Raw genomic sequence first — 25,715 nt, 5'->3', positions numbered from 1 at the left:
CATATAAAATATCTGCCTAAGCCAAGTTCTACAATCGAGGCTCACAATTTAGTGATGACACAGTTACTCACTATTCCTCAATCCTCTTCCAAGTCAGCGGTGCAACCTACTTGGCCGTTTTACTTAGCAGCGGGTATAGCTATTAATGCTGCCATTTGGGGCTTAGCATTAGTTTATTTAAAAGTTAAATCGCCAAGCTATACGAGTGATTTTGCAATCAGTTTGCCCGTGGCCAACTCGTCTACTAATGTTACCGTACCGGGGATCGGGCAAGCATCTGCTTCTAGCGAATCTCCGTATCTAATATCTTCTCAAGACCCCAGAGAAAACTATAAATTTTTGCTCACAAGTAGAGAGGTGATGAAGGAAGCAACGAAAGATATGAATATGTCAGGGTCTGAGTTTGGTCAACCGCGAGTAACAACAATAGCAAATACCACGATTATGAAGGTTGAGTTGTCTGGGGACAGTCCCGCACAAGCTCAACAAAAAACCTCGGCTCTCCTGAAAGCACTGCAAACGAAGATTATAGAGCTAAGAAATAAACAGGTCGATCAACAGGATGAACTCTTAAAAAACACGCTCCTGTTATCGGAAAATAAGCTGAAAGCAGCGCAGCAAAGGCTTTCAGAATACAAAGCTAATTCAATTTTAAATTCTGCCGATCAAATTAAAGAGTTAACAAATACGATCGAACAGCTACGCAAACAGAGATCCGAGGCGATCGCTCAACAGCAACAAGCTAATGCGCGTGCTGCCCAGCTAACTGCCAATTTAAATTTGTCTGCAAAGCAAGCGGGAGATGCTTTTAGTCTCCAGACAGACCCGGTAATTTTAAAGTCGCTGCAAGATTACAGCGCGTCTAATGCAGCTTTAATCAGTTTGAACGCCAAATTTTTGCCTAACCATCCAGCCGTAATTGACGAAATGGCGAAGCGCGATGCGGCACAAGCAGCGTTGCTGAATCGCGCTAGTACTCTTTTAGGGCGATCGGTCAGTTTGGTAGAGCTAAACCAACTCAACCTGAATAATACGCAATCTACCTCGGCAAAGACGGCTCTCTCCCAAGACTTAGTGACAGCGCAAGCAGAACAAGAAGGTTTCCAGGCACAAGCGCAGGCATTAGACCGCCAGATCGTTCTCTTAGAAAATAGGCTCAAAACACTAGCCCAAAAAGAGTCTACTTTGGCAAGTCTGGAACGAGATGTGCGAACTGCCGAAGCCGTATTTTCTTCTACCCTCGCTCGGTTAGATCTCGGTAAATCTACTGTTTCTGCGGCTTATCCTCAAATTCAAGTTTTCTCCGAGCCGAGCTTACCGCAGGTGGCGGCTAGCCCGAAGAAGATATTTGTTTTGGCTGGTGCGGCTTTAGGTTCGGTTTTTTGCACGAACGGACTGGTGTTGCTTTGGCTGCGGCAACGTCAGAAGCGATCGGCCAAACGAGTTGACTCTATACCCTCGGAAACTACGCACATACTGACGACCGTACCGGAGGTTTTGGAGCTTGCCAGTAAGGGTAATAGCAGTAATGGCAAGAGGGGCTAGAAAAAGTCAAAAGTCAAAATTTTCCCTATTTCCAGCCGCTCAGCCCTCTCCCCCTCCCTGCATTTGTATGAAAATTTTGACGCAAACTTAGCAATTAAATCACAAACTAGGGACTTTTTTAAAGAATATGTAAAGAACACCCTTAAGTGATTGCAGTATTTTCACGTATTGACTAACATCGGTTTTTAGTTACGCAATTTCCCGCAGAAAGTAGTAAGCAGGGGAAATCGTCAAGGGAGCATCAAAAGCTTATAGGCAAGATTGTTCCTAAAATTTATTGATTTATCGACTTGCTGGAAATTTATAAACACATAGATTGAAGTAGGAGTAGATTGTGAAAAACCGCGTTATTGCTATTGGATTAGATTCAGCCGAGCCTACTTTGTTGGAAGAATGGATGGCTCAGGGGCATCTGAAAAACCTTCGCAAGCTGATAGAGCAAGGAACTTACGGACGCCTGAAAAACATGGATTATTACAAAGGCGAATCCGCTTGGACGAACTTTTTAACAGGCTGTCTTCCGTTCAAAACAGGTTATTGGTCTAAATTCGAGTTTAATCCAAAAACCTATCAAACAAAAACTTTGGGCGCACATGGAGCCTACGATTATCGAGAAATTTCCCCATTTTATGCGCTGGGAGATAAGTATCGAGTAGCAGTATTCGATGTACCTCAGACGACAATTTCCGATCGAGTAAATGGCTTACAAGCATTAGCTTGGGGCGCTCACGCTCCGATGATCGATCGCGGTTCTCAACCGGAAGGATTACTTGAGGAACTGATCGGGAAATACGGAGACCATCCAGCCGATACATTCCATCATAACGATCGCTCCGATTGGTACAACCCAGCATCGGTAGCCAAACTAAAGCGAGAAATGGAACTCGGACTCCAGCGTCGGACAGCCATTACCAAAGACTTGCTGAATCGGGAACCTTGGAATTTGTTCTTGACCGTAATTGGCGAAACCCATACCTTCCAGCACTACTTCTGGCATCTGGGCCAAAAAGATCACCCGCTTTACAAGTACACCGCCACTCCCGGCAAAGATCCCCTGCTCGAATACTTTGAATCTGTAGACGAGTCTCTGGGAGAAATCTTAGCGGAAGCTCCAGAAGATGCCCACATCATGGTCTTTTCCGCTCACGGTCAGGGTACGAACTCCGCAGATTTACTGAGCATGGTCGTCCTACCGGAATTCCTCTATCGGTTTAGTTTCCCCGGCAAATCCTTGCTGAAGTCGCAAGAAATGGGAATGACACCGCCTGCGCCCCTGACACCTAAAAATATCAAAGAAAGCTGGTACAAACAGCTGCACGCTTTCAAGAACGACCCAGACCCGGTAGCCCGATTCTTGCGCTTTGTAGAACCAGCATTGCCCGGTCGCTTCAAGCCATATCTGAGCAAACTTTACCAGAAACTAGCCAAACTGACTGGTTCTCCTCAAACTGAGTTGTTTAGCTGGCACCCATCCAAGTGGTATCAACCATACTGGCCGCAGATGAAAGCATTTTATATCCCCGGTTTCTCTGATGGTTATATCCGCCTCAACGTACAAGGAAGGGAATCTCAAGGTGTTGTTTCTGCTTCTGAATATAAGGCTGTCTGCGATGAGTTGATCGAACAACTGCATCAACTCAAAGATGCTAGAAACGGCAAGCCAGTTGTTAAGGGTGTTGTGCGTACTCGCGAAAATCCCTATGATGACAATCCCAAATTACCAAATGCAGACTTAGTAGTCATGTGGGAAGATTGGGCTGTAGATGTGGTAGATAGTCCCAAATTCGGTCGCATCGGGCCAATTCCTTTCAATCGCACTGGCGCTCATCGTGCGAGAGGATTTGTAACGGTGAAGGGGCCTGGAATTGCAGCTGGTTCTACTTTGAAAGAAGGACACGCAGTAGATTTAGCTCCCACTATTTTGGAATTGCTGGATGCACCGATTCCGGAATATATGGATGGGAAACCTTTACTGTCGGTAAAAGTTTTTGCTTGATGTAAGTCAACTCAACTCACAACAACGGGGCTTGTCGAGCAAAATATAAATCGCAAGCCCTTCCTTTAAAAAAGATTGCCAGTAAAGTTGAATTGAAAAAATCTTAGATTTATGAAAACCATTCAAGCAGTTGCTCGCTATTTCCCGGAAAGTTGTGGCGGAATTCACATCCACCTGAGTGAAATTATGCCCGTGCTGCAAGCTATGGGAGTAGAGAGCAAGGTGGCTGCATCTGGTGATGAACCTAAAGAAGACTTTTACACTTATAAGGGAGTAGAAGTTTACCGCTATCCAGTATTCCCTACGCCAAAACCGGAACCAAATCACGGTGCATCTCTTCACGGAGGTTTTGAGCATTTCGCTCGTTGGTTGAAGGAACAAAAAGCAGATATTTACCACCAACACCAATGGACTCCTAAGTGCGGTTTGCCTCATCTGCGTTTGGCTAAAGAATTAGGAATGGGAACTGCGGTATCGGTAAGATTGCCTCAGCCAATTTGCCAACGCCAAACATTAATGTTGAATGGGGAAGAAGCTTGCGATGGCAAAATCGATCCGGTGCGGTGCGGTTATTGTTGCGGTGTTTCCCAAAATCTGCCAGCTTCAGTTGTGAAAAGTTTGAGCTATTTACCTGTGGGTGTAAGTCAAGCAGCAGCAGGGGTGATGCGCCGTTTGGAGAAAGCGCCGGGAGCGATCGAAAAAACTGCTAATGCTTTGCTTAAGCCGATGGCGATTCCTGGTTTTGCGGCGGCGCGTTGGCAGGGTTTGCAAGAGATGGCGAAATATGCCGATCGCATTGTGGTGATGTCAGAATGGGTTGGCGAAGCTTTGACGATCAATGGTATACCTAGAGAAAAGCTTTTCTTGTTGAGACACGGGATTGCAGAATCTTTTGCAGATGCTTACAAACAAACAGTTTTGCAGCCCAAAAAACCTGGAGAACCTTTAAAAGTTGGTTTCTTAGGTCGCTGGGATCGGACTAAGGGAATTCATATCATCGTAGAAGCAGTCAAATCTTTGCCATCTGATGTGCCGATCGAATTAATTATTCACGGTGTTGCTAGCAATGATGAGTATCGAGAACAAGTTTTATCTCGCATTGGCGACGATCCGCGCATTCGGGTAGCCAAACAGTTAAAACGGGAAGAATTAGGTGCGGCGCTGTCTGGTTTTGATGTACTGACTGTACCGTCACAATGGTTGGAAACTGGGCCTGTGGTGGTATTGGAAGGTCATGCTTACCGCGTTCCTGTAGTTGGTTCCAAACTAGGAGGAATTGCGGAAAAAGTGAAGCATGGCGTCGATGGATTGTTAGTGCCTGCGAGCGATGTCAAAGCTTGGGCTGATGCTTTTACTCAGTTAGCTTTAAATCCCGATTTCCTGTATAAACTTCGTCAAGGGATTCAACCTGTACGAACTATCAGTATGGAAGCGGCAGATTCGCTAACGCTTTATCAAAGTATTTTGGCAGAACGGTCTGCATCTGCGGCTTATAATGTAGATGCAAGTTGGCAATTACAGCCGCTATAGCAGTGATAATTCGGGTGGTTTTCGAGCGTCGATATCAGTCAAAGGTGCAATATCATGGGCAGGAAAAATTCTGTGACTAATTTACGGTTACTTTACTTGCAAGAAGCTTTAATAACTACTTTGGTAGGATGGATTCCGCTGAAGCCGGGTAGAGTTTTGCGAAGAATGCTATACGGTAATATTTTGGCAGGTTTGGGTAAATCTGTGCAAATAGAACCTGGTGTGGAATTTGTCAATGCCGATCGTACTGAAATTGGGGAGGGAGTGAAGATCGATCGCTATGTTCGGCTCAGAAATGTGGGCCGAGATAGTAAAATTCGGATTGGTGATTGGGTACGTCTGAATCGTGCGGCTGATATTAAACTGCATTCGGGCGGTAGTGGCTATATTGAGATTGGCGATTACACTTCGATCGGCCCTTATACTTGTATGACGGGTCGGGATATTAAAATTGGCAAGTATTGTTTGATCGCACCTCATGTAGGGATTTTTGCTAACAATCACGTTTTTACCGATCCGACTGTGCCGATCGTACAGCAAGGACACACTTACAAGGGCATTGTAATTGAGGATGATTGTTGGTTAGGTAGTGGTGTGAAAGTGTTAGATGGAGTGACGATCAGTCGAGGTAGCGTAATTGGTGCGGGAGCGGTAGTTACTAAAGATATTCCTCCTTATTCTATTGCAGTTGGTGTGCCTGCTAAGGTGGTTGGTAAGCGCGATGCTAGTCCTAACAAAACGGGAAATTCTGAAGATAATGAATTTCACAACATCGACATAGAATCGCAAAGGAACTATCTGGAAAAATTAGTTTGATTCAGGTGGTTGCAGCGATTATATAGTGTTGAATGGCTAGCAGGCGATCGCACAACAGCATCGCCTAATCATCCGCAAGGCAGATGCAGCGATCGAACAAAGATTTATAATACAAAAAAGGTGTTGTTTTGTTTTTTCATTCGTTAATTTAGCAACTAAAAACCCTGCGCTTGCTATGACTCTGTACCATTGCCGATTTTGAAAATTTAACTTATGATAAATTCTGTTTTCGGTAATATAAAATCAGATAAAAGGTCAGCGCTAGAACAAAATATTTTGGCGATTTGTCCGCAAAATTTTGAAGAAAAAATAGTTTGGTATTCCATCACGGGAATCTACATTCTGTACTTCATTGGAGCCCAACATTTATTAGCACCGGGACTGGCTTGGTTCTTAGCCTTTTACCTGTGCAAAAAACTCTGGAATCAAACCGAAGACACTCCACCGGAAGAAAGAATTACCATACCAATTGGTATTTGGGTATGGATTATTTGTATGCTATTTATGGAAGTGGCTTTAGTTGCGGCTCATCTGGACTTCGATATGAGCCTTTTTAAAACTATTAAATCAAGTATCAATTTTTTTGTCAGAACTTGGGCTCTTTTTGCCTTGTTCCCTTTAATAGGATGCCTCAAGATCAGACCGCAATTAATTTATAGAGCTATCTGTATCGTTTGTCTGCAAAGTTTAATTTTTATACCCATTTGTTATGTAGCAAGTCTCATCCATTTAAAATCTTTATTATACGTTTCTCCTCTTTTTAAACTAGGAGGAGTTGGTGCTGAATATTACAATGTATACCTGTATGGCGTTGATGGAGAAACTCACCAAGCCCGATTATATCTATTTACTCCTTGGGCTCCTGCTCTGGGACTGGTAGGCGATCTATATTTCTTTCTTACTTATAAAGAAGCTAGCAAAAAGTGGCGATGGATTGGTATTATTGGCGCTGCTGCTATGGTTTGGGGTTCGGCTTCTCGGTTGGGTATACTATGTCTTCTCATTCTTCCAGTAGTAAACTTTGTTTTAGGGTATTTCAGTCGTCCGCTCGTACAACTGGGAACAGGAATAATCAGCTTCTTAGCCGGTCTTTTCGGCCTGCAAATAATTAATTGGGCTAAAGATTTTAAAGCACAGTTTGACGGTCAGAGAGCGGGGTCTTCAAAAGTTAGAGAAATTTTGGCTAATTTAGCTATGTATCGTTGGGAGACCGAAGCACCGATTTGGGGACATGGAGTTGCCGAACCAAAAGGGCCACCCGTTACAACAGGCAAACCGATCGGCTCGCACCATGCTTGGTTTGGACTTTTATTCACTAATGGGATCGTAGGTCTGATCGCTTTTGCAATTCCTCTAACATGGACTTTTATTGAGTTTTTTATCAAGGCTCAGAAAAGCGATATCGCTAAGATAGCGTTAGGTGTAGTTTTAGTTTTATTCTTCTACTCTTTTGCTGAAAATATAGAGTCTCTAATCTATGTTTATTGGCCTGCTTTGGTAATTATGGGGATAGCTTTCAAAGAAAAAGTTAGTTTCAATATATTGTCATAAGTCAAAAAATTTTCGCTCGCGAAGGAGGATGTGTATATGCCAGTTGTATCTGTGATTATTCCCGCTTACAATGCTGAGAAAACCATTTTAGAAACTATTCAGTCATTACAGCAACAAACTTTCTCAGATTTTGAAGCGATCGTCATCAATGACGGTTCGACTGACTCAACTGTAGAACTGTTGAGTAAAATAGAAGATTCGCGGCTGAAAGTTTTTTCTTATGAGAATGGTGGATTGCCAATTGCTCGCAATCGCGGGATCGATCGCGCTACTGGAGAATACATCACTTTCGTCGATGCAGATGACTTGTGGACACCGGATAAGTTGGAGTTACAGCTAGCCGCTTTGCAACAGCATCCCGAAGCAGGAGTAGTTTACAGTTGGACTGCTTTTATAAACGAAAAAAGCGAATTTTTATATGCGTGGTCACCGCTTTATTACGAAGGAAATGTTTATCCCGAATTGCTAATTAGAAATTTTATTTCCAGCGGTTCTAATATCCTCGCTCGCAGGCAATTTATTGAGAAAGCAGGAAAGTTTGACCCAACTCTTAAATCTGCTGAAGATTGGGATTATTACATACGTTTAGCAGCTCTGTGTCCTTTTGTTTTGGTTCCTAAATACCAAATTCTTTACCGTCGGTCTTCCCAGTCGATGACATCTAAAGTTGATGTCATGGAAAAATACATACTTACGGTGACGGAAAGAGCATTTCAGGCTGCACCACCAGATATGCAATATCTTAAAAAGCGTAGTTTGGCAACTACTTATCGCTTCCTGGCGCAGCTATGTATAGCTCACGTTCAGGATGATAAAGGAGTAAAACTGGCCAGTCAGAAATTGCAAAAGGCGATGCGATCCTATCCAAAGATTTTACTAGACCGCCAGACTCTGCGTTTAGTGGTGAAAATAGGATTAATGCGACTGCTTCCCTATAATTTTTCTGTTAACTTTACCCAATTTCTTGGGAAATTATTGCCTGACTCGGCGACCAAACGTTTTAAACTAGGCAATCAAGATTTAGTATAGTTTTTTTCCTGGCCAAATACGATTCTAGGTGCAACTATGACTTTGACCGCAAGATTGACTAAACCGCTCGGTAAGCTCAAAACTAAGCTGAATAGCGATTTTATTCGCAATCTTGGTTGGTTGGGCGGTGCAGAATTAATTAATCGCGTTTTTCGGTTAGCAACAACTATCATTTTGGCTCGCTGTTTATCTCCTTATGACTATGGGTTAGCAGCTTTGGTTTTAACAGTTTATGAGTTTACGCAAGTCTTAACTAGAATTGGGATTGCCGGTAAAGTTATCCAAGCCGATAAAGACAAATTGGAATCCATATGCAACGGGGCATACTGGTTAAATTGGCTTGTTTGTTTTGGTGTATTTTTTATTCAGTGTATTGTCGCTTTTCCTGTTGCTTGGTTTTATCATGACAATCAACTGATATGGCCAATTTGTTCGATGGGAATTGTTTATTTAATTACTCCTATAGGCAGAATACAAGCAGCTCTTATCCAAAGGGAAAATCGGCTAAAAATCACAGCAATAAGCGGTACGATTCAATTAGCAGTAGGCAATATTTTAACGGCAATATTTGCACTGATGGGCTTGGGGATGTGGGCGATCGTACTGCCCAGGATTATCGCTGCTCCTATAGATGCGATCGTATGTATATACAACCATCCTTGGCGTCGCACTAAAGGTTTTACCACGGAAAGATGGTGGGAAATTTTTAAGTTCGGCGTCAACTTTATTGGGATAGGAATGTTAGCAACTTTAAGAAACAATCTAGATTATTTAATCATCGGTCGATTTTTAGGAGTGAAAGAACTGGGAATATATTTCTTTGCCTTTAATGCAGGTTTAGGAATTAGTTTAAGTGTCATCCAATCGATTACCACAGCATTGTATCCCCACATTTGTGCCGTAAGGTCTAACTGGGTAGAGTTCGAGAGAAGGTATTTGAGCGGTCTCAAAACGATCGCTTCCATCATGTTTCCCTTAGTATTGTTGCAATCTAGCTTGGCTCCCATATACGTACCTATAATCTTTGGCCAAAAATGGGTAGTTGCAATTCCTATTTTGATAATAATTTGCTTATCCGCAATACCTCGTCCTTTTTTCCTAGCTGCTACTAACCTTTTCGCAGCGATCGATAAACCTAACTTAAGCTTGCAAGGCAATCTTCTATTCACGATGATTTTTGCGATTGGGTTGCTAATTGGAGTTAAATGGCAAGCTTTAGGAGTTGCTATCAGCGTTTTAGTAACCCATGCGATATTCATGCCTTTCTTCGTGATTTGGGCTGGGCGATACGTCTTTGGTGCCAAGAGAAGCGCACCCGTAAAAGAAATTAACTGAAGTGTAAAACTTGAAAAAATTAGGTTAAAAAAATGAAAACAGTTTCTGTAGTTATTCCAGTTTACAAAGTCGAGAAGTACATAGCGGCGACAGTGCAATCTGTCTTGGCACAAACTTATAAAAATTTTGAGTTACTGATCGTTGATGACGGTTCTCCCGATCGCAGCATCGAAATTTGTCAGAAATTTACAGATCCGCGCCTTAAAATCATTCGTCAGGAGAATCAGGGAGTATCTGCGGCGAGAAATACCGGGATTCGTTACGCTCAAGGCGAATACCTGGCATTTCTGGATGGCGATGACCTTTGGTTGCCAGAAAAACTAGAAAAGCACATTCTTCATTTGGAAAACTTTCCCAATGTAGGAGTCAGTTTTAGTCGATCGGCTTTTATCGATGAAACGGGTAAGCCGTTAAATCTGTACCAAATGCCCAAGCTCAACGAAATTACTCCCGATTTGATATTTTGCCGCAATCCGATCGGCAATGGTTCAGCACCAGTAATTCGCCGAGAAGTTCTTAAATCTATTAAGTTTGAAGATAGCTTTTCCGGTAAAGCAGAACCTTGTTATTTCGATCCGCGATTGCACCATTTTGAAGATGTAGAATGCTGGCTTCGCATTGCTCTCAAAACCAACTGGGAAGTAGAAGGAATTCCCGAAGCTCTTACACTATACAGGGTAAATTTAAAGGGAGCTTCAACCAATATATCCAAACAATTGGAAGATTTGGAAAAAGTAATTGAAAAAACTCGCGCCTACGCTCCCGAACTGGTAGAAAGATGTGCAAATCGAGCTAGAGCTTATGAGTTGCGGTTTTTAGCTCGCCGATCGGTAAGTTTGCGAAACGGCAAAGCTGCTGTAGAATTAGCTCACCGTGCTTTAGCTACCCACTGGCGCATTTTTATAGAAGAACCGCGTCGTACATTGTTGACTTTGGGTGCAGCTTATTCACTTTGCCTTTTCCCTCAATCTTTTTACCGACAAATTGAGGAGATTGCTTTAAAAATTACAGGCGCTGCACAAAAACGTCGCATTCTGCAAGAACAACCCAGATAAATTTACTCAAAATTTGAGTGTTAGTTGAAAAGCAAGATAATTAAACTGTGACTGCAATGAAAAAAGTTTCTGTCATTATCCCGACTTACAATGTCGAAAAATACATCGCTGTTGCCGTACAGTCGGTTCTCAATCAAACTTACGAAAATTTTGAGTTGTTGATTGTTGATGATGGTTCGCCCGATCGCAGCGTCGAAATTTGTCAGCAATTCACCGATCCCAGGATTAAGATTATTAGCCAAAAAAATCGCGGCTTGGCTGGGGCGAGAAACACAGGTATCCGCAACGCTCAAGGGGCATATTTGGCATTTCTGGATGGGGATGACCTGTGGTTACCCGAAATGCTAGAAAAAAATATCGCTCATCTCGAAACTTCACCAGATGTAGGTATTAGCTTCAATCGTTCTGCTTTTATCGATGAAGCGGGAAACGAGTTAGGCACTTATACAATGCCCCAGCTTAAAGATATCGATGTGCCTTGTTTGCTGCGCGGTAGCCCCATTGGGAATGGTTCGGCGGCGGTAATTCGACGCGAGGTTTTTGAAGCAATTCGCTTTCAAGATAATCTGTACGGTAGTGTGGAAGATTTTTATTTTGACGATCGCTTTCGTCAATCAGAAGATATAGAGTTTTGGCTACGCATCGCGATCCAAACACGTTGGAAAATTGCAGGTATTCCCGATGTTTTGACTCTTTATCGGGTGAATACTGCCAGTCTTTCTGCCAACTTTCTCAAACAATTCGAGTCTTGGGAAAAGGTGTTTGAAAAGACTCGCTCTTATGCAGCAGAAAAAGTCGAACCTTGGGAAAGTATGGCGAGAGCATACCAACTGCGTTATTTAGCAAGAAGTGCAGTGCGGATGCAGGCTGGTGAAGCAGCCGTACAATTAATTAATCGAGCTTTGTCTACCTACTGGCGCATCTTATTGCAAGAACCGCGTCGCACTATTTTAACCGGGTTAGCTGCTTATTTGCTCTGGCTTTTACCTTCATCTGTTTACTCTCAAATCAATAGTTTCGCCGCAAAGAGGAGAGGAAGCAATCAAAGACGCCAGATTCTCCAAGAACAGTCCGGTCAGTTGGTATGAGATGGATAAAGCGTACAGTTCCGATTGCGATCGTTTCCCTAGCTGCCGTCATCGGATGTCAGCCAATTAAAAGTTCCAGTATCGTTAATTCTACCTTTAATCAGCCAGAAGTATCTGTTTTGGCTACTCAGCAAACAGCTACCTCTCAAGGATGGAATAACGTAGCGCTGGGGGGAGGTGGTTACGTTACCGGTATCTACCTGCATCCTTTAGAAAAAGACCTTGTTTACATCAAAACCGATGTCGGCGGTTTCTATCGTTGGAATTCACAAAGTCAAAGCTGGATGCCGCTAACCGATCGCTTTCCACTTTCCCAACGTCATTATTATGGAGGAGAAGCATTAGCTTTCGATCCAAAAAATCCCAATATCGTTTATATAGCAGCAGGCACCTATGTTTGGGATAAGCCTGGGACGATTTTTAAATCTACAGATAAAGGTCAAACTTGGACTAAATTAAACATAGATTTGCCAATGGGTGGTAACCAAGATAAACGATGGGTAGGTGAAAGATTAGCTGTTAATTTATTTAATACCAACGTTATTTTATTTGGTTCTCGACAGAATGGATTGTGGAAATCATCAAATGCTGGCAGAACTTGGAGTAAAGTTACTTCTTTTCCCGGAACGCCCAAAAAAGATATTGGCATTACAGCTATTTTATTCGACAAACAGATGCCCGGTTTAGTTTACGCCGTTGCTTACGGAGATGGGATATACAAATCCACTGATACGGGGGTGACCTGGCGCAAAATAGAGGGAAGTCCGCAGTGGCCCAGGCGCATGGCGACGGGTCGCAACGGTACGCTGTACGTTACCAGTGGCAAGGGGCCAGGGGTGACTAAGTATGCGAATGGGGTTTGGAGCAATATTACCCCGGAGAACTCGCAAGCCATGTTTAATGGGTTGAGCGTCAACCCAGCGAATCCTGATGAGATAGTAGTCGCTTTGGGAGAGTCGCCATCTACGAAAATCTACCGAAGTGTAGATGCTGGAAGTACGTGGATACCCGTAAAGCGCACGATCGACAGCACTGTTCCTTGGTGGACGAAAATTATGCGATCGCAGGCGTGGATATCTGCGATCGAATTTGACCCCAAAGTTACAGGCAGAGTTTGGCTGACAGATTGGTACGGTATCTGGCGCACCGACGATCTCAAAACAAACCCAGTCGTTTGGACTAACTATCAAAAAGGACACGAAGAAATTGTCACATTTGCTTTAGTTTCACCGCCAAAGGGAGCGTTGTTGCTCAGCGGTTTGGCCGATGTAGACGGTTTCTACCATAACAATGGATTGGCTAGTTATCCGGACAAAACATTCGGCGGTAACGGCCCCGATTTTCAGGATACTTACAGCATTGCTTACAACGAAAAAGATCCGTTAAAAGTAGTGCGCGTTGGCGGCAATCGTTGGAATAATTCTTATTCAGGAACTACCTCTACAGATGGAGGTTTAACCTGGCAGAAATTTGGCTCATTTCCAACTAATAAAATGCCGATGCGGGTAGCCATGTCCGCGACCGATCCGAATGTTTTTGTGGTGACTATCAGCGGCGGTCAAGCTATCCGCACAATCGATGGCGGCGCTACCTGGCAACCTGTTTCTGGATTACCAAATGGCCCTCGTGGGCCTTGGAATTGGTCGCAGTCGCTGGCGGCGGATACGGTGGATGGCAATACGTTTTATTACTACTGGAATGATAGCGTATATCGCAGCACCGACAAAGGCGCATCTTTTAGCGTGGTATACAAACCGCTCGTTGGGGAAAATAGGTGGCATTCTTTAAAAACAATGCCGGGGGTGAAAGGTGAAGTTTGGGTTAGTTTGGATGAGAAGGGACTTTATCGATCGACAGATGCTGGCAAAAGTTTTTCCAAAATTTCTGGAGTAGAAAAAGCTTATCTGTTTGCGTTTGGCAAACCGCAAGAGGGAAGCACAATTCCAGCACTTTATTTGTATGGGAAAATTGCCAGAATGGGTGAGGGTATTTTTCGTTCTCTGGATCGCGGCAAGACGTGGACGAATATAGGCGATCGCCACCAGCCGATCGGTAACAATCCCCAAGTGATGGCAGCCAGCAAACAGCAGTTCGGATTGGTTTTTATTGGCACTGGTGGCAGGGGAATTTATTACTACTCGAAGTGAATAGCGGCAAGTTTAGTGAGATACAGAGAAACCCGGTTTCTTGAAGAAACCGGGTTTCTAGGTTTACTATCCTTGCCAACGTTTTCCCTGTCCTTGTTTCTTTAAAAATTCTGCGATCCTCATCTTATAAAACTGCCGATACTCGGCCAAACTATATTTATCTATCCGAATACCGAAGTTTGAAGTTTTTCCTTGCAGAACTTCCGTGACTTTATTTTGAATTTCTGGATAGAAGTGGCTACCATCATAGGTATTTTTAGCTTCTGCCGTCACAGCCGAAGGCACTGAAAAATCATACATAGTACCAAAAATCTTAGAAACTTTATAGAAAGATTGCAATTCGCAATCTGTCAAGCCACGACCATAAGTTTCATTGACAACATTCCACGCTGATATAGGAGGCACATAACCAACAAACTCAGCATCAGGAAATACATTTCTCAATTTTTTATATTCTTCTATCTTGGCAGCATTACAACTACTCGGTTTTTCCCGATCGTAAAGTTCCGGCTTATATTTTGGCGTATTTTCAATCACCTCACTCTCAAAATTTTGATTGTAATATCTCGGGTCTGGAGAAAATCCTAGAATTGTTCTAGCCGAAAATAGCAACACATCTAATGAAAAGTAAGCCTGATATACAGGTTGAGGGTGTATTTCTGCTACACCGACAAGAGGAGGAGTTGCTTTATCAAAATTGAAGGCATCGACCCCAACATAAACTTTTTTAGGGTTAAGCCCTTTTGACTTGGCATATTTGGCATATTCCACAAACTCTTCAATCCTGCCTGCGCTGAACGAATAATTAAAACAGCGATGCTTATGAAATGAGGAAGCTTTCAATAAAGTTACTCTGGAACTGCCTAAGATTAAACAATCATAATTTTGCGGTTGGCTCTGCAATAAAAAGTTAGTTTTGGAAACGCGCTCATTAAACGAAAAGTTTCTTCCCGTTATCCGATTTCCTTTTCCATACCACAAAGGATCGACAGCCCAATTAATTAAGCCCGCCATCAATAAAATCGTAGTTGATACAAGAAAATATGTTTTCAAGTAGAATTTGAACATTTTTGTACTCCAAGCATAAAGAAAGATATTTTGGCAGCAAGTGTCTTGCACTTTACTTTTTTCTGGCAAATATCATTGTGGCTGCAACTCAAAGCTTATTATGGCTGGAAATAGAGTCAAGAGTTTATGCTTGACTGTTCAGAACTGAAAATATAAAAACTCGCTGACTCGTGTAAGGCTGAGAAGCGAAATTACAGTCACAATAGTACCAGTCAGCGCCCATATTTGGTTGGGTTGCCATTGTAACTTTTTCCAGAGGCGATCGCGCCAACTTAAAGAAGCATTTTCTGTAGCTTGCTTTATAGTGATGGGATTGTACTTGCCCATCCACTGCTGAGTATTGGGAGTAAACCAAGTAATGAACAACAGACAAGCAATTCCGCAGATTACATAACCTACTGGTAAATCAACCGTATCCGTAAGCCCATTAAACTTAATCATACTAAAGCTTTCCAAAAATCCTAATTTTGCTACCAAAGGTCTAGGCAGCGATATTCCATTCCCACCGATCATTGCGCCTAAAATTGCAGTTGCTGCACCCAGAGTTTTTGCCCTAAATAAAACCCACGACACTACCACGGCTAAAAAAGTGACAAGCCAGCTTATTCCTTGCGTAAACCAGTGAGTCTTGTTGAGATCGTGACCCAAGCTGCGACGGAACGATCGCCACTGATGGTTAATAACTAGATAAATTCCGTGTAAACCACCCCAAAGGACAAAAGTCCAACCAGCACCGTGCCAAAGACCACCAAGCAGCATCGTGATCGTTAGATTTAAATATTGCCGAAATTTTCCCTTGCGATTTCCCCCTAAAGAAATATAAAGATAATCTCGCAAGAAATTAGACAAAGTGATGTGCCACCGCCGCCAAAAATCGATGATATTGACAGCTTTGTAAGGCGAATCAAAGTTGAGCGGTAGCTTGATCCCAAACAGATAAGCAGCACCGATCGCCATATCTGAATAGCCTGAAAAATCGAAGTAAAGCTGCAATGTATAAGCCAGCACTCCAGCCCAAGCTTCAAAAAATGTCAGAGGTACACCTTGAGCGGCGGCGTCGAAAACTGGAGTAGCGTAGACAGCAATGCGATCGGCAAAGACAACTTTTTTAAACAGCCCCATAAAGAAAATTGTCAGCCCTACAGCCAAATATTCACCTTTAAACCTATAAATTGATTTATTAGAAAACTGGGGCATCAGGTCTTTGTGATGGACAATCGGGCCGGCGATCAGATGGGGAAAAAATGTAACGAAAAGGCAGTAATTAAAAAATGAATCTTCCTTAGTTTCTCCTCGGTAAGCGTCCACTAGATAAGTAATTTGTACAAATGTGAAAAATGATATCGCTAGAGGCAAGACAATCGGATCTAGTTTAAAGTTAGTCCCGATGATTTGATTAACACTATCGGCGAAAAAATTGGCATATTTAAAATATCCAATCAGAGCTATATTGACCGCAATTCCTCCAGCCAATAGCAACTTTTTATTGATTTTGATATCCAGATTATTTCTTAAACAATAGCCGATAGCATAGTTGAATAATATCGAAAATATCAGCAATTGCAAGTTGGCTGGATTCCACCAAGCATAGAAAAAGAAGGAAGCGGCAACCAGCCATAAAATCGCCATCTTGTGATTATTAACAGTGTTTCGTTTCGCCGTTATAAAAAAAATTAATACCGTTATGGGCAGAAACAGAAAAATGAATTCAAATGAGTTAAATAACATGGCATCGGCTCCCTTATAGTACTGGGCGATTGAATGAGAAGAGCGATCGAACTTATTAAACAGAAATTTTTTGTCTCTTCATTTGTGCTGGTAGGAGGAAAACCTACTACTTAAAACTGGAAGTAGATAAACGGAGAGGGATTTTGAGGTGCTAAGAACAGCAAGCCAAGCATGACAAAGAACATCACAAACAATCCTCTAAAAGTGCTTAGCTGTAACCTTACACCTTTATTCAACTGGGTTCCCACATAATCGCAGATAATCAAAATAGGAACAGTCAGAGTCAGGGAACTGGCAAACCAGTTAATTCCTTCTGAGTTTGTCAGATAGAACATTTTCTGAACCATCAGAGAGGAGATAGAAAAGTCAGTCGCTCTAAAGAAAACCCATGTCACTAAGACAAATATTATGGTGAGCAACCAAGCGCCAAAGCTATACAAATAGGATTGTTGATTTTTTGGTTTTTTACCTACTAAATCCAGATAAATTTTATGGATTGCTAATGCTACGCCATGTAAGCCACCCCACACAACGAAATTCCAACTAGCACCATGCCACAATCCGCCTAACAACATGACAATTAAAAGGTTACAATACTGCCTGATTTTGCCTTTCCGATTGCCACCTAAAGAGATATATAAATAATCTCTCAACCAATTGGAAAGAGATATGTGCCACCTGCGCCAGAATTCCGTAACGCTTAGGGAAATGTAAGGTACATCGAAGTTTTTGGGAACATCAAAACCCAAGCATTTTGCTACACCGATCGCCATGTCTGTGTAACCGCAGAAATCGCAATAAATTTGCATAGCGTAAGCTACAACAGCTAACCAAATTGTAATCGAACTGTAATCTTGCGGTGTTTTAAATACCGGGTCTACAAACATTGCTAATCTGTCTGCAATCACCACTTTCCTAACTAAACCTAGCAAGAATATTTGCATCCCATAGCTGATGTTTTTCCATTTAATAACAACCTCTTTCTCTATTTCCGGCAAAAACTGTTTTGGCTTGAGAATTGGCCCTGCGATTAAATGAGGGAAGAACGCTACAAGCAGTGCGAAATCCCAAAAACTTTTCGCTGACTTGTTGACTCCTCGGTAAATATCAATGATGTAACTCATTACCTCAAATGTAATGAATGATATACCGATCAGCAGGATAATCTCTAAGAAAGGCAGTTTGACATTAAAGTTGTTTAAAACAACATTGAGCGAACCTATAAAAAAGTTGAAATACTTGAAGAAGCCTAAAACGCTTAAATTAAATACCACACCTCCTGTTAGCCATGTGTTTTTACTTTTTGAGTTTGGGCTACCTTCAATTTTTAATCCTACGTAATAGTTGACTAAAGTCATAGCCAACATCAAAAAGCTAAATCTGTAATCCCAGTAGGCGTAGAAGTAATAACTGGCTACCAAAAGTATTGCTCTTTTGATGTTATTCGCTCTTATCAATATCATTAAGAGCAGTACTATAGCAAAAAAGATAAAAAACTCAATGCTCGAAAATATCATTTGATTATCCTCGTTTCAAAAACTTCTGCCAGATGCTTAGCGGTTAATTCATGACCTATTTCATTAATATGTCCCGTACCAGGTACAGTGTTATTAAATCCGTGAACACGTTGGTGATGTGCTTGATGGTAGTTAATAAAATCTTGCCTCATGTTGACAAAATCAACATTATGCTTAGCAGTAAACTTCGTCAAAGCTGTTTCTATTTCTGTAGGATTTTGATTTATGTTATTGTAATCCGGAAGATACAGAATTACTACTTTTGGATATTTATTCTTGAATTTTTCTACTGTCCAATCTATGACAGCCTCATAACGAGATAGGTTTTTTAGCTTCTTTTGGGAAGAGTTAGATGCGGGTAAGCTCAGTTTATTTTCTTTTGTCCCTAGTAAGCTTTGTAAATTTTTTCCGCCTACGCGCAAAACTGAGTATTCCAGCATAAAGCGCAGCTGCGGAAATTTCTGTATGAATATTTGCGATAAAGCATCGTCACTTAAAGAATTTGCGTTTTTTACAGTTACAAAACTTTCTCCGTCTTTAACTACATAAAATTCTTTTTTCTTGTTGAAAATATCTTCGGTGAAATCTTGATCTGTCAATTGGACAACTACAGCATCCGGTTGAATTACAGAATTGTAAAAGCTTGCCAAATGAATGTAATATGCTGGCGAAGCACCGTCTCTTCCGGCGTTTATACTTTTAATATTAAAACGAGACTTATTTTTTAAAGCGTCTTGTAGCAAATAACTGTAAGTTTTATCATCTGCCACTTGAACAGCTCGCGTATATGAATCGCCGAAGGCTAAAATTCTATATTCATTTTTGACTTTAATTAAAATATTTTCAGACCTCATCCCTAAATTATTGATTTTTGTTTTACTGAATCCTTCTTCTCCTTGGACGTTAATTCCAGGCTTAGCAATTTTGCCTAATACTGGATGAGTTATAGAACCTGAACTTTTTTCTAAGGTATTTTGTAAGAGCGCTTCCCATATAACTATCGCACTCAAAATAGCTGCAAAAGCTTTCCAAAAAATAGACTTTATATCAGCTTTAGACTTTTCAGAATCTTTTTCAAATATTTGAATTAACTTGTAAGTAAACAAACTGTTTTTCAGAGATGATTTTTGAATCATTGGCTTGTCTCCAATAAATTTATTAACAACTAAGGTTTTTAAAAAATTATTCTTTGGTTGATTTTTTCAAATTATATATTAGAAAATATTTAATTTGTATGAATTTTATATAAAGATCGAATAAAAACAATGAAATTATTAAATTATGATTTTATAAAAAAACTCCCCTATAAGTAAAAATTCTGCATCAGAATAAAAAAAATTGGGTATCATATGTAACTCCAAGCTTATTGATTATTTAACTCAGATGCAAACAATTACCATACAGAAATTGGTTTCCATATGGATGAGCGAAGCAATAAGAATTTACTTAGTAAATTCCCAAAATAACCAATAAATAAACTTATTGCTCATCGCTTTCTATAGCCAAAAATCGCCTCTAAGCTTATTTGCTTTGGATTCAATTCGTGTCAAAATCGTAAATATTTTTTTCCCTTGTTAAGGGTAGTTTGTAAGAATTTAGTTTCTGCTTAATAACCAACCATATAAAAGGAAGGTCATCTACTAAATATCTTTTCCAGAGCCTTTGAGGTTCGGACAAAAGCCTATATAACCACTCCAATCCCATATTACTCATCCACTGAGGCGATCTTGGTTTGTTCCCTGCTTCAAAATCAAGCGTCGCACCGATCGCCAAAAATGTTTTTATGTTTGGCAGTTTGTCTTTGTACTTTGCGATCCACTTTTCTTGTTTGGGTGCCCCAACTCCTATTGCCAAAACAGTGGCTCCTGACTTGTTAATAATATCCACTATTTTGCAGCACTCTTCTTCGTTTTTATCAAATCCAAAAGGTGGAGAATATGAGTCTACGATTATTTTTCTTCCGACTGTTTTATTGATTCGTTCTTGAGCTTTCTTAGCGACACCTTCAGCTGCCCCTAACAAGAAAATTTTCACTCGATCGTCATCTTTATAGTGATTGTAAAAAGCCGGAAACAAATCCGAGCCGGAAATTTTTTCTTTTAGTGGCGTACCTAGAAACTTGGAAGCGTACATCACTATTTGGCTGTCGCAAACTTTATAAGTTGCGCTGTTATAGGCTTTATAAAACTCTCCATCCTTTTGCAATTTAACCAAGTGATCTACATTGGGTGTGAACACAATACCGCCAAGTTGGAGTTTATCTAACAGTTCCACTTGGGAAACATTGTCAATGGGTAGATTTAGAATATTTACTTTCTTCATTGATGCAACCTCAGCAACAAATACTGCGAACGCGATACGTTTTCCTTACAGTTGTTTCTGTTCAAGGTAGTTACCAACAATGAAGGGCGAGCCTAGTTTCTTGCCTTACTAAAGCCATTAACATAGCCCTATCCCAGTAGTAACACAGATAGCAGGAACTTTTATATCTAGTAGATAGAACGCCCCTACAGCAACTGCTTACGTAAATTTACTAGCCTTACTTAGTGAGAATAGCAAACCTTTTCTGGCTCAGTTTAAAGATTTCATAAAGTTACGTATTTTGCTGTAAAGTTAATATGAAGATAGAGATTATACTTAGATGGTTAAGGCTTCAACGCCACTCCATACTCCCAATTGGATATATCTTATGGTGAAGAAAGTGAGGGAATTACTGAATAGCGCAAAAAAAGTACACAAATACTCATTATCGACGATAAAGAAGAGCGATCCGTAAGGGTGGCCCATTTGGTGGGCTAGAAGATGACCCGCTTCTAGAAAGATTCACTCTCGTCATCCAATTACGCACTTCCACGTTTTGACAACCATTGGTTATTAATAAAGTCAGGTATGGCAAAGATACCAGCAACTGGGCGACTGGGATGATTAAGCAGCTTAGCAAAAGCTCTATAGAGCTATGGACAGGACTCAAGCAACGCTTATGGTTGGAGCGTAGGGTATTAATCACCTCCTCTACTGTAGCTGTCTGTATTATTTTGTTGCGCTGCACAGGGTTATTGCAGTCTTGGGAATGGGCCGCTTTAGATTGGTTTTTTCGCCTGCGTCCTTCACCACCAGTAGACGATCGCATTCTCATTGTGGCCATTGAAGAGGAAAATTTACAGAAATACGGTTGGCCTATTCCCGATCGAGTTATGGCCCAGCTTCTGCAAAAATTGCACTCGAAAAAACCCCGCGCTATTGGTTTAGATATCTATCGGGATTTACCTGAAGAACCCGGTCATACAGAATTACAGAAGGCGTTCGCAAACATACCCAACATAGTTGGCATTGAGAAAGTCAAAGATAAAACTAGCGATGGAGTACTAGCCCCGCCCGCCCTTAATCGGCGAAAACAAGTCGGTTTCAACAACGTGGTTGTTGATGCCGATGGCAAGGTGCGTCGCAGCCTGCTGTATTGCTGGGTAGATAACAAACTCCACACCAGTTTTGCCCTCTATCTGGCATTGATTTATCTGAAGGCGGAAGGCATTGAGCCTCAAGCAGCAAAGGGCACGAACTATCTGCAACTGGGTAAGACTGTGTTTAGGCCCTTTGAGTCCAAAGACGGTGGCTACGTGAGAACAGATGACAAAGGCTACCAAATTTTGGGTAACTTTCGCAAACCATCGCTCGGCTTTCGCAAAGTTTCGATGACGGATGTCTTAGAAAACAAAATACCCCAGGATTGGGTGCGCGATCGCATCGTCCTGATCGGTTCCACCGCTAGCAGCCTCAAGGATTTTTTCTATACTCCTTACACCAGCGATCTCGTTAAATCCGCCCAGCCTATTCCCGGTGTCGAACTGCAAGCCAATTTTCTGGGCCAAATTCTCACTGCCGCCCAGTCCGGACAAGGAACGATCGCCGTTTGGTCAGATCCGATCGAATGGCTTTGGATTTTGGTTTGGTCTTGGCTAGGAGCAATTTTAATCTGGCGATCGCGTTCAGTGGCTCGCTCTATCTTAATTCTCCTCCTGGCAGGAAACAGCCTCATCGCCTGTGCCTACTTGGCTTTCTTGGCTTATTGGTGGATACCAGTCATTCCTCCCCTGGTAGCCCTTGCCGGTTCCGCGACAGTAATCACAGCTTATATTGCCCAATTGAAAGAAGAATTGAAGCGCTCTAAAGAATTTTTACAAAACGTAATCAACGCCATTCCCGATCCCGTCTTCGTCAAAGACAAACAACACCGATGGATTGTTTTGAATCAAGCTTACTGTCAATTCCTGGGGTATCCCTTCAACACTTTAATTGAAAAGACAGATTATAATTTTTTTCCCAGCCACGAAGCCGACATTTTTTGGCAGCAAGATGAATTAGTTTTTCAGAGCGCCAAGCCTACCGAAAATGAAGAGAGATTCACAGATGCCCGGGGAAATACTCATCTTATCGCCACAAAAAGATCTCTTCACACAGATGCAGCTGGCAACGTATTTTTGGTTGGAGTAATTAGAGATATTACCGAACGCAAGCGATTGGAGGAAGACCTCAAACGCACCGCCGCAGAGTTGGTTCGTTACAACACCGAACTTAAACTTTCACAAGATCGGTTGCGTCATTTAGCTTATCATGACAGTCTTACCGGTTTACCGAATCGAAAACTTTTTTACGAACAGCTCAGCCAATCATTAGAGTGGGCGGCACAAAACGAGCGACTGCTGGCGCTGCTGTTTCTCGATCTCGATGGCTTCAAGCAAATCAACGACACTCAAGGACACGATATGGGTGACTTGCTGCTACAAGGCGTTGCCGATCGACTCACTAACTGTCTACGGAGTAGCGATACCGTCTCCCGGCTGGGTGGCGATGAATTTACCGTAATTTTGCCAATAATTAAGAGCGTGTCAGACGTCACAATAGTTGCTGATAAAATTATCGACGCCATTACCCAGCCTTTTGTCCTGAACGGACAGACAATTAATGTCACCATAAGTATTGGCATCAGCCTCTTCCCTCTCAACGGTGACGACATGAACACCTTGATTAAAAATGCTGATGCGGCTATGTACCGTGCCAAACAACAGGGTAAAAACAAATACGAGTTTTTGTGAAATTCTACCCACCCAAATGAAACGTCTGTACAGCCGATCGCAATAAAGGGGGTAATCAACCCGGATTTGCGATCGCACTACTTGTATCCTGGTTAGTCGATCGCCCTAGATCTGTGAAGGATATTTAATGATTATATGAAATTACAGTAAATATACTTAGCAAATTGAATTCAGTGAATATACTGTTAATCGATGGGATAAGAGATCTGCTATGAAGACTTTTTTCAGCTTCGCAGGTGTGGCAACTTTATTAGTCGGAGGCTTATTAATTACCCCGGAAATCAGCCTAGCTACAGCCTCCTCCGATCGGATAACTGATTTCTTATCCAGCTCGGAAACTCAGCTAGAGGAGTTTTACAATTACCAGCCATCCTGCCAAGAAAAATGCGACGCTCCCGACAGCTCCACAGGCTCTGGAACTCGCTAGCGCTAAGTAAGGTCTTGCCAGAACGGTTATTTCCCCGACAGATGTTAACTAACTGTAACGGGTGGAGATTGCCACCATTTGTCTTTTTGCACAACCGTGTGAACTTGCCAACTATTGTCCGGTTGCGGAAAATCTATTCGATAATGACCGCCTCGACTTTCTGTGCGAAAAGCAGCACTTTTGAGGATCAAGTACGCAACATCCAGTAAGTTATAAGTTTCTCCCCAAGTCCGCAGTTTTAGGTCGGCGATCGATTCGGTAAATTTAACTAACTGACCGGGTTGTATATTTAGCAGATATTGACTTAGCTCCAAAGCCGCAAATTCCTGCCGCCACACTTGCACTTGCGCGATCGCCCCCTCCAAAACATCCTGCTGACGACAAATTCCGGCACTTTGCCACATCAAGAGGGGTAACTCTTGTCGCAGCCACTCTACCTTTTCTATATCTGACGTGTGGGAAGGCAATATTTTTAAGCTCACCGACGAGCTAAGGTTTTCGGAAACGTTGACGATCGAAGATTGCGAAAAAATTTCCCCAGATTCCAGTTGCCGATCTTCTTTCCAGTCGCCAATCTCCAGATTGGCCATTTGGGCAGCAAACACAATACATTCCAGCAGCGAATTGCTCGCCAGACGATTAGCACCGTGGACACCAGTACTAGCCGTTTCCCCCAGCGCATACAACCCAGGAATCGAGGTACGATTCATCAAATCCGTAGCAATACCTCCCATCCAATAGTGGGCGGCTGGCGTGACGGGAATCGCTTCGCTGAACAAATCGACTCCCCAGCGCTGACAAACCTCAATGATATTGGGAAATCGGCGGCGGATTTTCTCAGGTGGGATGGGTCGCAAATCTAGCCAAACACGGTCTTCCCCACTTTGCTGCAAATGACTGAAAATAGCGCGGCTGACCACATCTCTGGGCGCAAGTTCGCCACGAGGATGGTAATCGAAAGCAAAGCGGTTTCCCTGAGAATCTACTAAGTAGGCACCTTCTCCTCGCACCGCTTCGCTGATCAAAAAGCGGGGAGCTGCTGTCTTAGTTAAGGCGGTCGGGTGAAATTGGAAAAATTCTAAGTCACGCAAAATCGCACCAGCACGGTAGGCGATCGCCACTCCATCCCCAGTACTCACACCTGGGTTAGTAGTGTGAGCGAATACCTGACCCCCGCCCCCAGTCGCCAGCACCACAGCTCCAGCTCGCACCCAGATCGCCCGATCTCGGTACAACAAGCAAAGCCCCTGGCAGTGACCGTTGGCCGGGTTAATCCACAAATTAAACGCAAAAGCTGACGATATCACTCGAATATTCGGGCGAGCCAATGCTTTTTCTGTCAAAGTACTGACAACTGCCCGACCGGTAGTATCGGCTGCGTGCAGTACGCGGGGACGAGAGTGGGCTGCTTCCAGAGTCATGGCCAGCCGCTCCCCATGCCGATCGAATGCCACACCCATATTTACCAGTGACTGGATACATTCAGGTGCCCGCTCTACCAAAAACTTCACAGCAGGTAAATCGCAAAGACCCGCACCGGCCTGCATTGTATCTTCGATGTGTAAATCCGGCGAATCGCTAGGATCGATCGCAGCTGCAATCCCACCCTGGGCCCAGTCGCTGGCAGACAGAGGCAATTTATCTTTACCGATCAACCCGACTTGGAAATGGTCTGGCAAGCAAAGCGCCGCATATAACCCAGCCGCACCCGCCCCAACTACCAAAACATCGAACTGGCTGGGAAAATCTAGATTGGTTAGAGAACTGAAATCTGAAGAATTCAAAAATGG

18 protein-coding genes are annotated in these 25,715 nt (G+C 42.5%); 12 read left to right on the top strand and 6 right to left on the bottom strand.

Annotated elements, in window-relative coordinates:
- Positions 1-54: 54 nt before the first annotated feature.
- The 10 genes from ACE1CD_RS32260 (at position 55) to ACE1CD_RS32215 (ending at position 14,092) form a co-directional block, all read left to right on the top strand.
- Complete coding sequence (locus tag ACE1CD_RS32260; RefSeq protein WP_374827364.1) at positions 55-1,545, top strand: GumC family protein; 1,491 nt, start codon at positions 55-57, stop codon at positions 1,543-1,545.
- 334 nt (positions 1,546-1,879) lie between these two features.
- Entirely contained in the window at positions 1,880-3,541 is a 1,662-nt protein-coding gene (locus ACE1CD_RS32255; protein ID WP_374827363.1) for an alkaline phosphatase family protein, read from the top strand.
- Between the two features lie 111 nt (positions 3,542-3,652).
- Entirely contained in the window at positions 3,653-5,071 is a 1,419-nt protein-coding gene (locus tag ACE1CD_RS32250) for a glycosyltransferase (RefSeq protein ID WP_374827362.1), read from the top strand.
- A gap of 72 nt (positions 5,072-5,143) precedes the next feature.
- On the top strand, positions 5,144-5,887 hold the full coding sequence (locus tag ACE1CD_RS32245) for an acyltransferase (protein WP_374827361.1): 744 nt from the start codon (positions 5,144-5,146) through the stop codon (positions 5,885-5,887).
- Positions 5,888-6,100: 213 nt separating this feature from the next.
- Positions 6,101-7,438: an O-antigen ligase family protein gene (locus ACE1CD_RS32240; protein WP_374827360.1), complete on the top strand. Its 1,338-nt coding sequence runs from the start codon at positions 6,101-6,103 to the stop codon at positions 7,436-7,438.
- 36 nt (positions 7,439-7,474) lie between these two features.
- On the top strand, positions 7,475-8,467 hold the full coding sequence (locus tag ACE1CD_RS32235; RefSeq protein WP_374827359.1) for a glycosyltransferase family 2 protein: 993 nt from the start codon (positions 7,475-7,477) through the stop codon (positions 8,465-8,467).
- Positions 8,468-8,503: 36 nt separating this feature from the next.
- A complete protein-coding gene (locus ACE1CD_RS32230; RefSeq protein ID WP_374792420.1) occupies positions 8,504-9,802 on the top strand; it encodes a lipopolysaccharide biosynthesis protein in 1,299 nt (432 codons plus the stop codon).
- Between the two features lie 32 nt (positions 9,803-9,834).
- Positions 9,835-10,857 (top strand): glycosyltransferase family 2 protein, encoded by a 1,023-nt coding sequence (locus tag ACE1CD_RS32225; protein ID WP_374827358.1) that lies wholly within the window; start codon positions 9,835-9,837, stop codon positions 10,855-10,857.
- Between the two features lie 56 nt (positions 10,858-10,913).
- Positions 10,914-11,945 (top strand): glycosyltransferase family 2 protein, encoded by a 1,032-nt coding sequence (locus tag ACE1CD_RS32220; protein ID WP_374792416.1) that lies wholly within the window; start codon positions 10,914-10,916, stop codon positions 11,943-11,945.
- A complete protein-coding gene (locus ACE1CD_RS32215; protein ID WP_374827356.1) occupies positions 11,942-14,092 on the top strand; it encodes a hypothetical protein in 2,151 nt (716 codons plus the stop codon). The genes ACE1CD_RS32220 and ACE1CD_RS32215 overlap by 4 nt, the downstream gene beginning before the upstream one ends.
- Positions 14,093-14,158: 66 nt before the next feature.
- Here the strand turns inward: ACE1CD_RS32215 and ACE1CD_RS32210 are convergent, their stop codons facing one another.
- The 5 genes from ACE1CD_RS32210 to ACE1CD_RS32190 all read right to left on the bottom strand — a co-directional run bounded on the left by ACE1CD_RS32210 (position 14,159) and on the right by ACE1CD_RS32190 (position 20,727).
- Positions 14,159-15,229 carry a hypothetical protein gene (locus ACE1CD_RS32210; protein WP_374792412.1) on the bottom strand — a complete coding sequence of 357 codons (1,071 nt, stop codon included), beginning with the start codon at positions 15,227-15,229 and terminating at the stop codon, positions 14,159-14,161.
- A gap of 69 nt (positions 15,230-15,298) precedes the next feature.
- Positions 15,299-16,789, bottom strand: a complete 1,491-nt coding sequence (locus ACE1CD_RS32205) for an MBOAT family O-acyltransferase (protein ID WP_374827355.1) — start codon at positions 16,787-16,789, stop codon at positions 15,299-15,301.
- Between the two features lie 209 nt (positions 16,790-16,998).
- Positions 16,999-18,309 carry an MBOAT family O-acyltransferase gene (locus ACE1CD_RS32200; protein WP_374827354.1) on the bottom strand — a complete coding sequence of 437 codons (1,311 nt, stop codon included), beginning with the start codon at positions 18,307-18,309 and terminating at the stop codon, positions 16,999-17,001.
- Between the two features lie 92 nt (positions 18,310-18,401).
- Positions 18,402-19,541: a hypothetical protein gene (locus tag ACE1CD_RS32195; RefSeq protein ID WP_374792406.1), complete on the bottom strand. Its 1,140-nt coding sequence runs from the start codon at positions 19,539-19,541 to the stop codon at positions 18,402-18,404.
- 400 nt (positions 19,542-19,941) lie between these two features.
- Complete coding sequence (locus tag ACE1CD_RS32190) at positions 19,942-20,727, bottom strand: WecB/TagA/CpsF family glycosyltransferase (protein WP_374792404.1); 786 nt, start codon at positions 20,725-20,727, stop codon at positions 19,942-19,944.
- A 545-nt stretch (positions 20,728-21,272) separates the two neighbouring features.
- On the opposite strand from ACE1CD_RS32190, the gene ACE1CD_RS32185 reads away from it, so the two are divergent.
- Together ACE1CD_RS32185 and ACE1CD_RS32180 are read left to right on the top strand one after the other, a co-directional pair.
- Complete coding sequence (locus tag ACE1CD_RS32185) at positions 21,273-23,498, top strand: CHASE2 domain-containing protein (RefSeq protein ID WP_374827352.1); 2,226 nt, start codon at positions 21,273-21,275, stop codon at positions 23,496-23,498.
- A gap of 211 nt (positions 23,499-23,709) precedes the next feature.
- Positions 23,710-23,925: a hypothetical protein gene (locus tag ACE1CD_RS32180; protein ID WP_374792401.1), complete on the top strand. Its 216-nt coding sequence runs from the start codon at positions 23,710-23,712 to the stop codon at positions 23,923-23,925.
- Positions 23,926-23,969: 44 nt separating this feature from the next.
- Here ACE1CD_RS32180 and nadB read toward each other — a convergent pair whose 3' ends face one another.
- Positions 23,970-25,709 (bottom strand): L-aspartate oxidase, encoded by a 1,740-nt coding sequence (nadB, locus tag ACE1CD_RS32175; protein ID WP_374827351.1) that lies wholly within the window; start codon positions 25,707-25,709, stop codon positions 23,970-23,972.
- Positions 25,710-25,715: the final 6 nt, after the last annotated feature.

The sequence above is a fragment of the Aerosakkonema sp. BLCC-F183 genome (assembly GCF_041929145.1).
GTDB lineage: Bacteria > Cyanobacteriota > Cyanobacteriia > Cyanobacteriales > Aerosakkonemataceae > Aerosakkonema.
The sequence above is the reverse complement of the archived record's forward strand: the minus strand, read 5'-3'. Positions and strand labels throughout refer to the sequence as shown.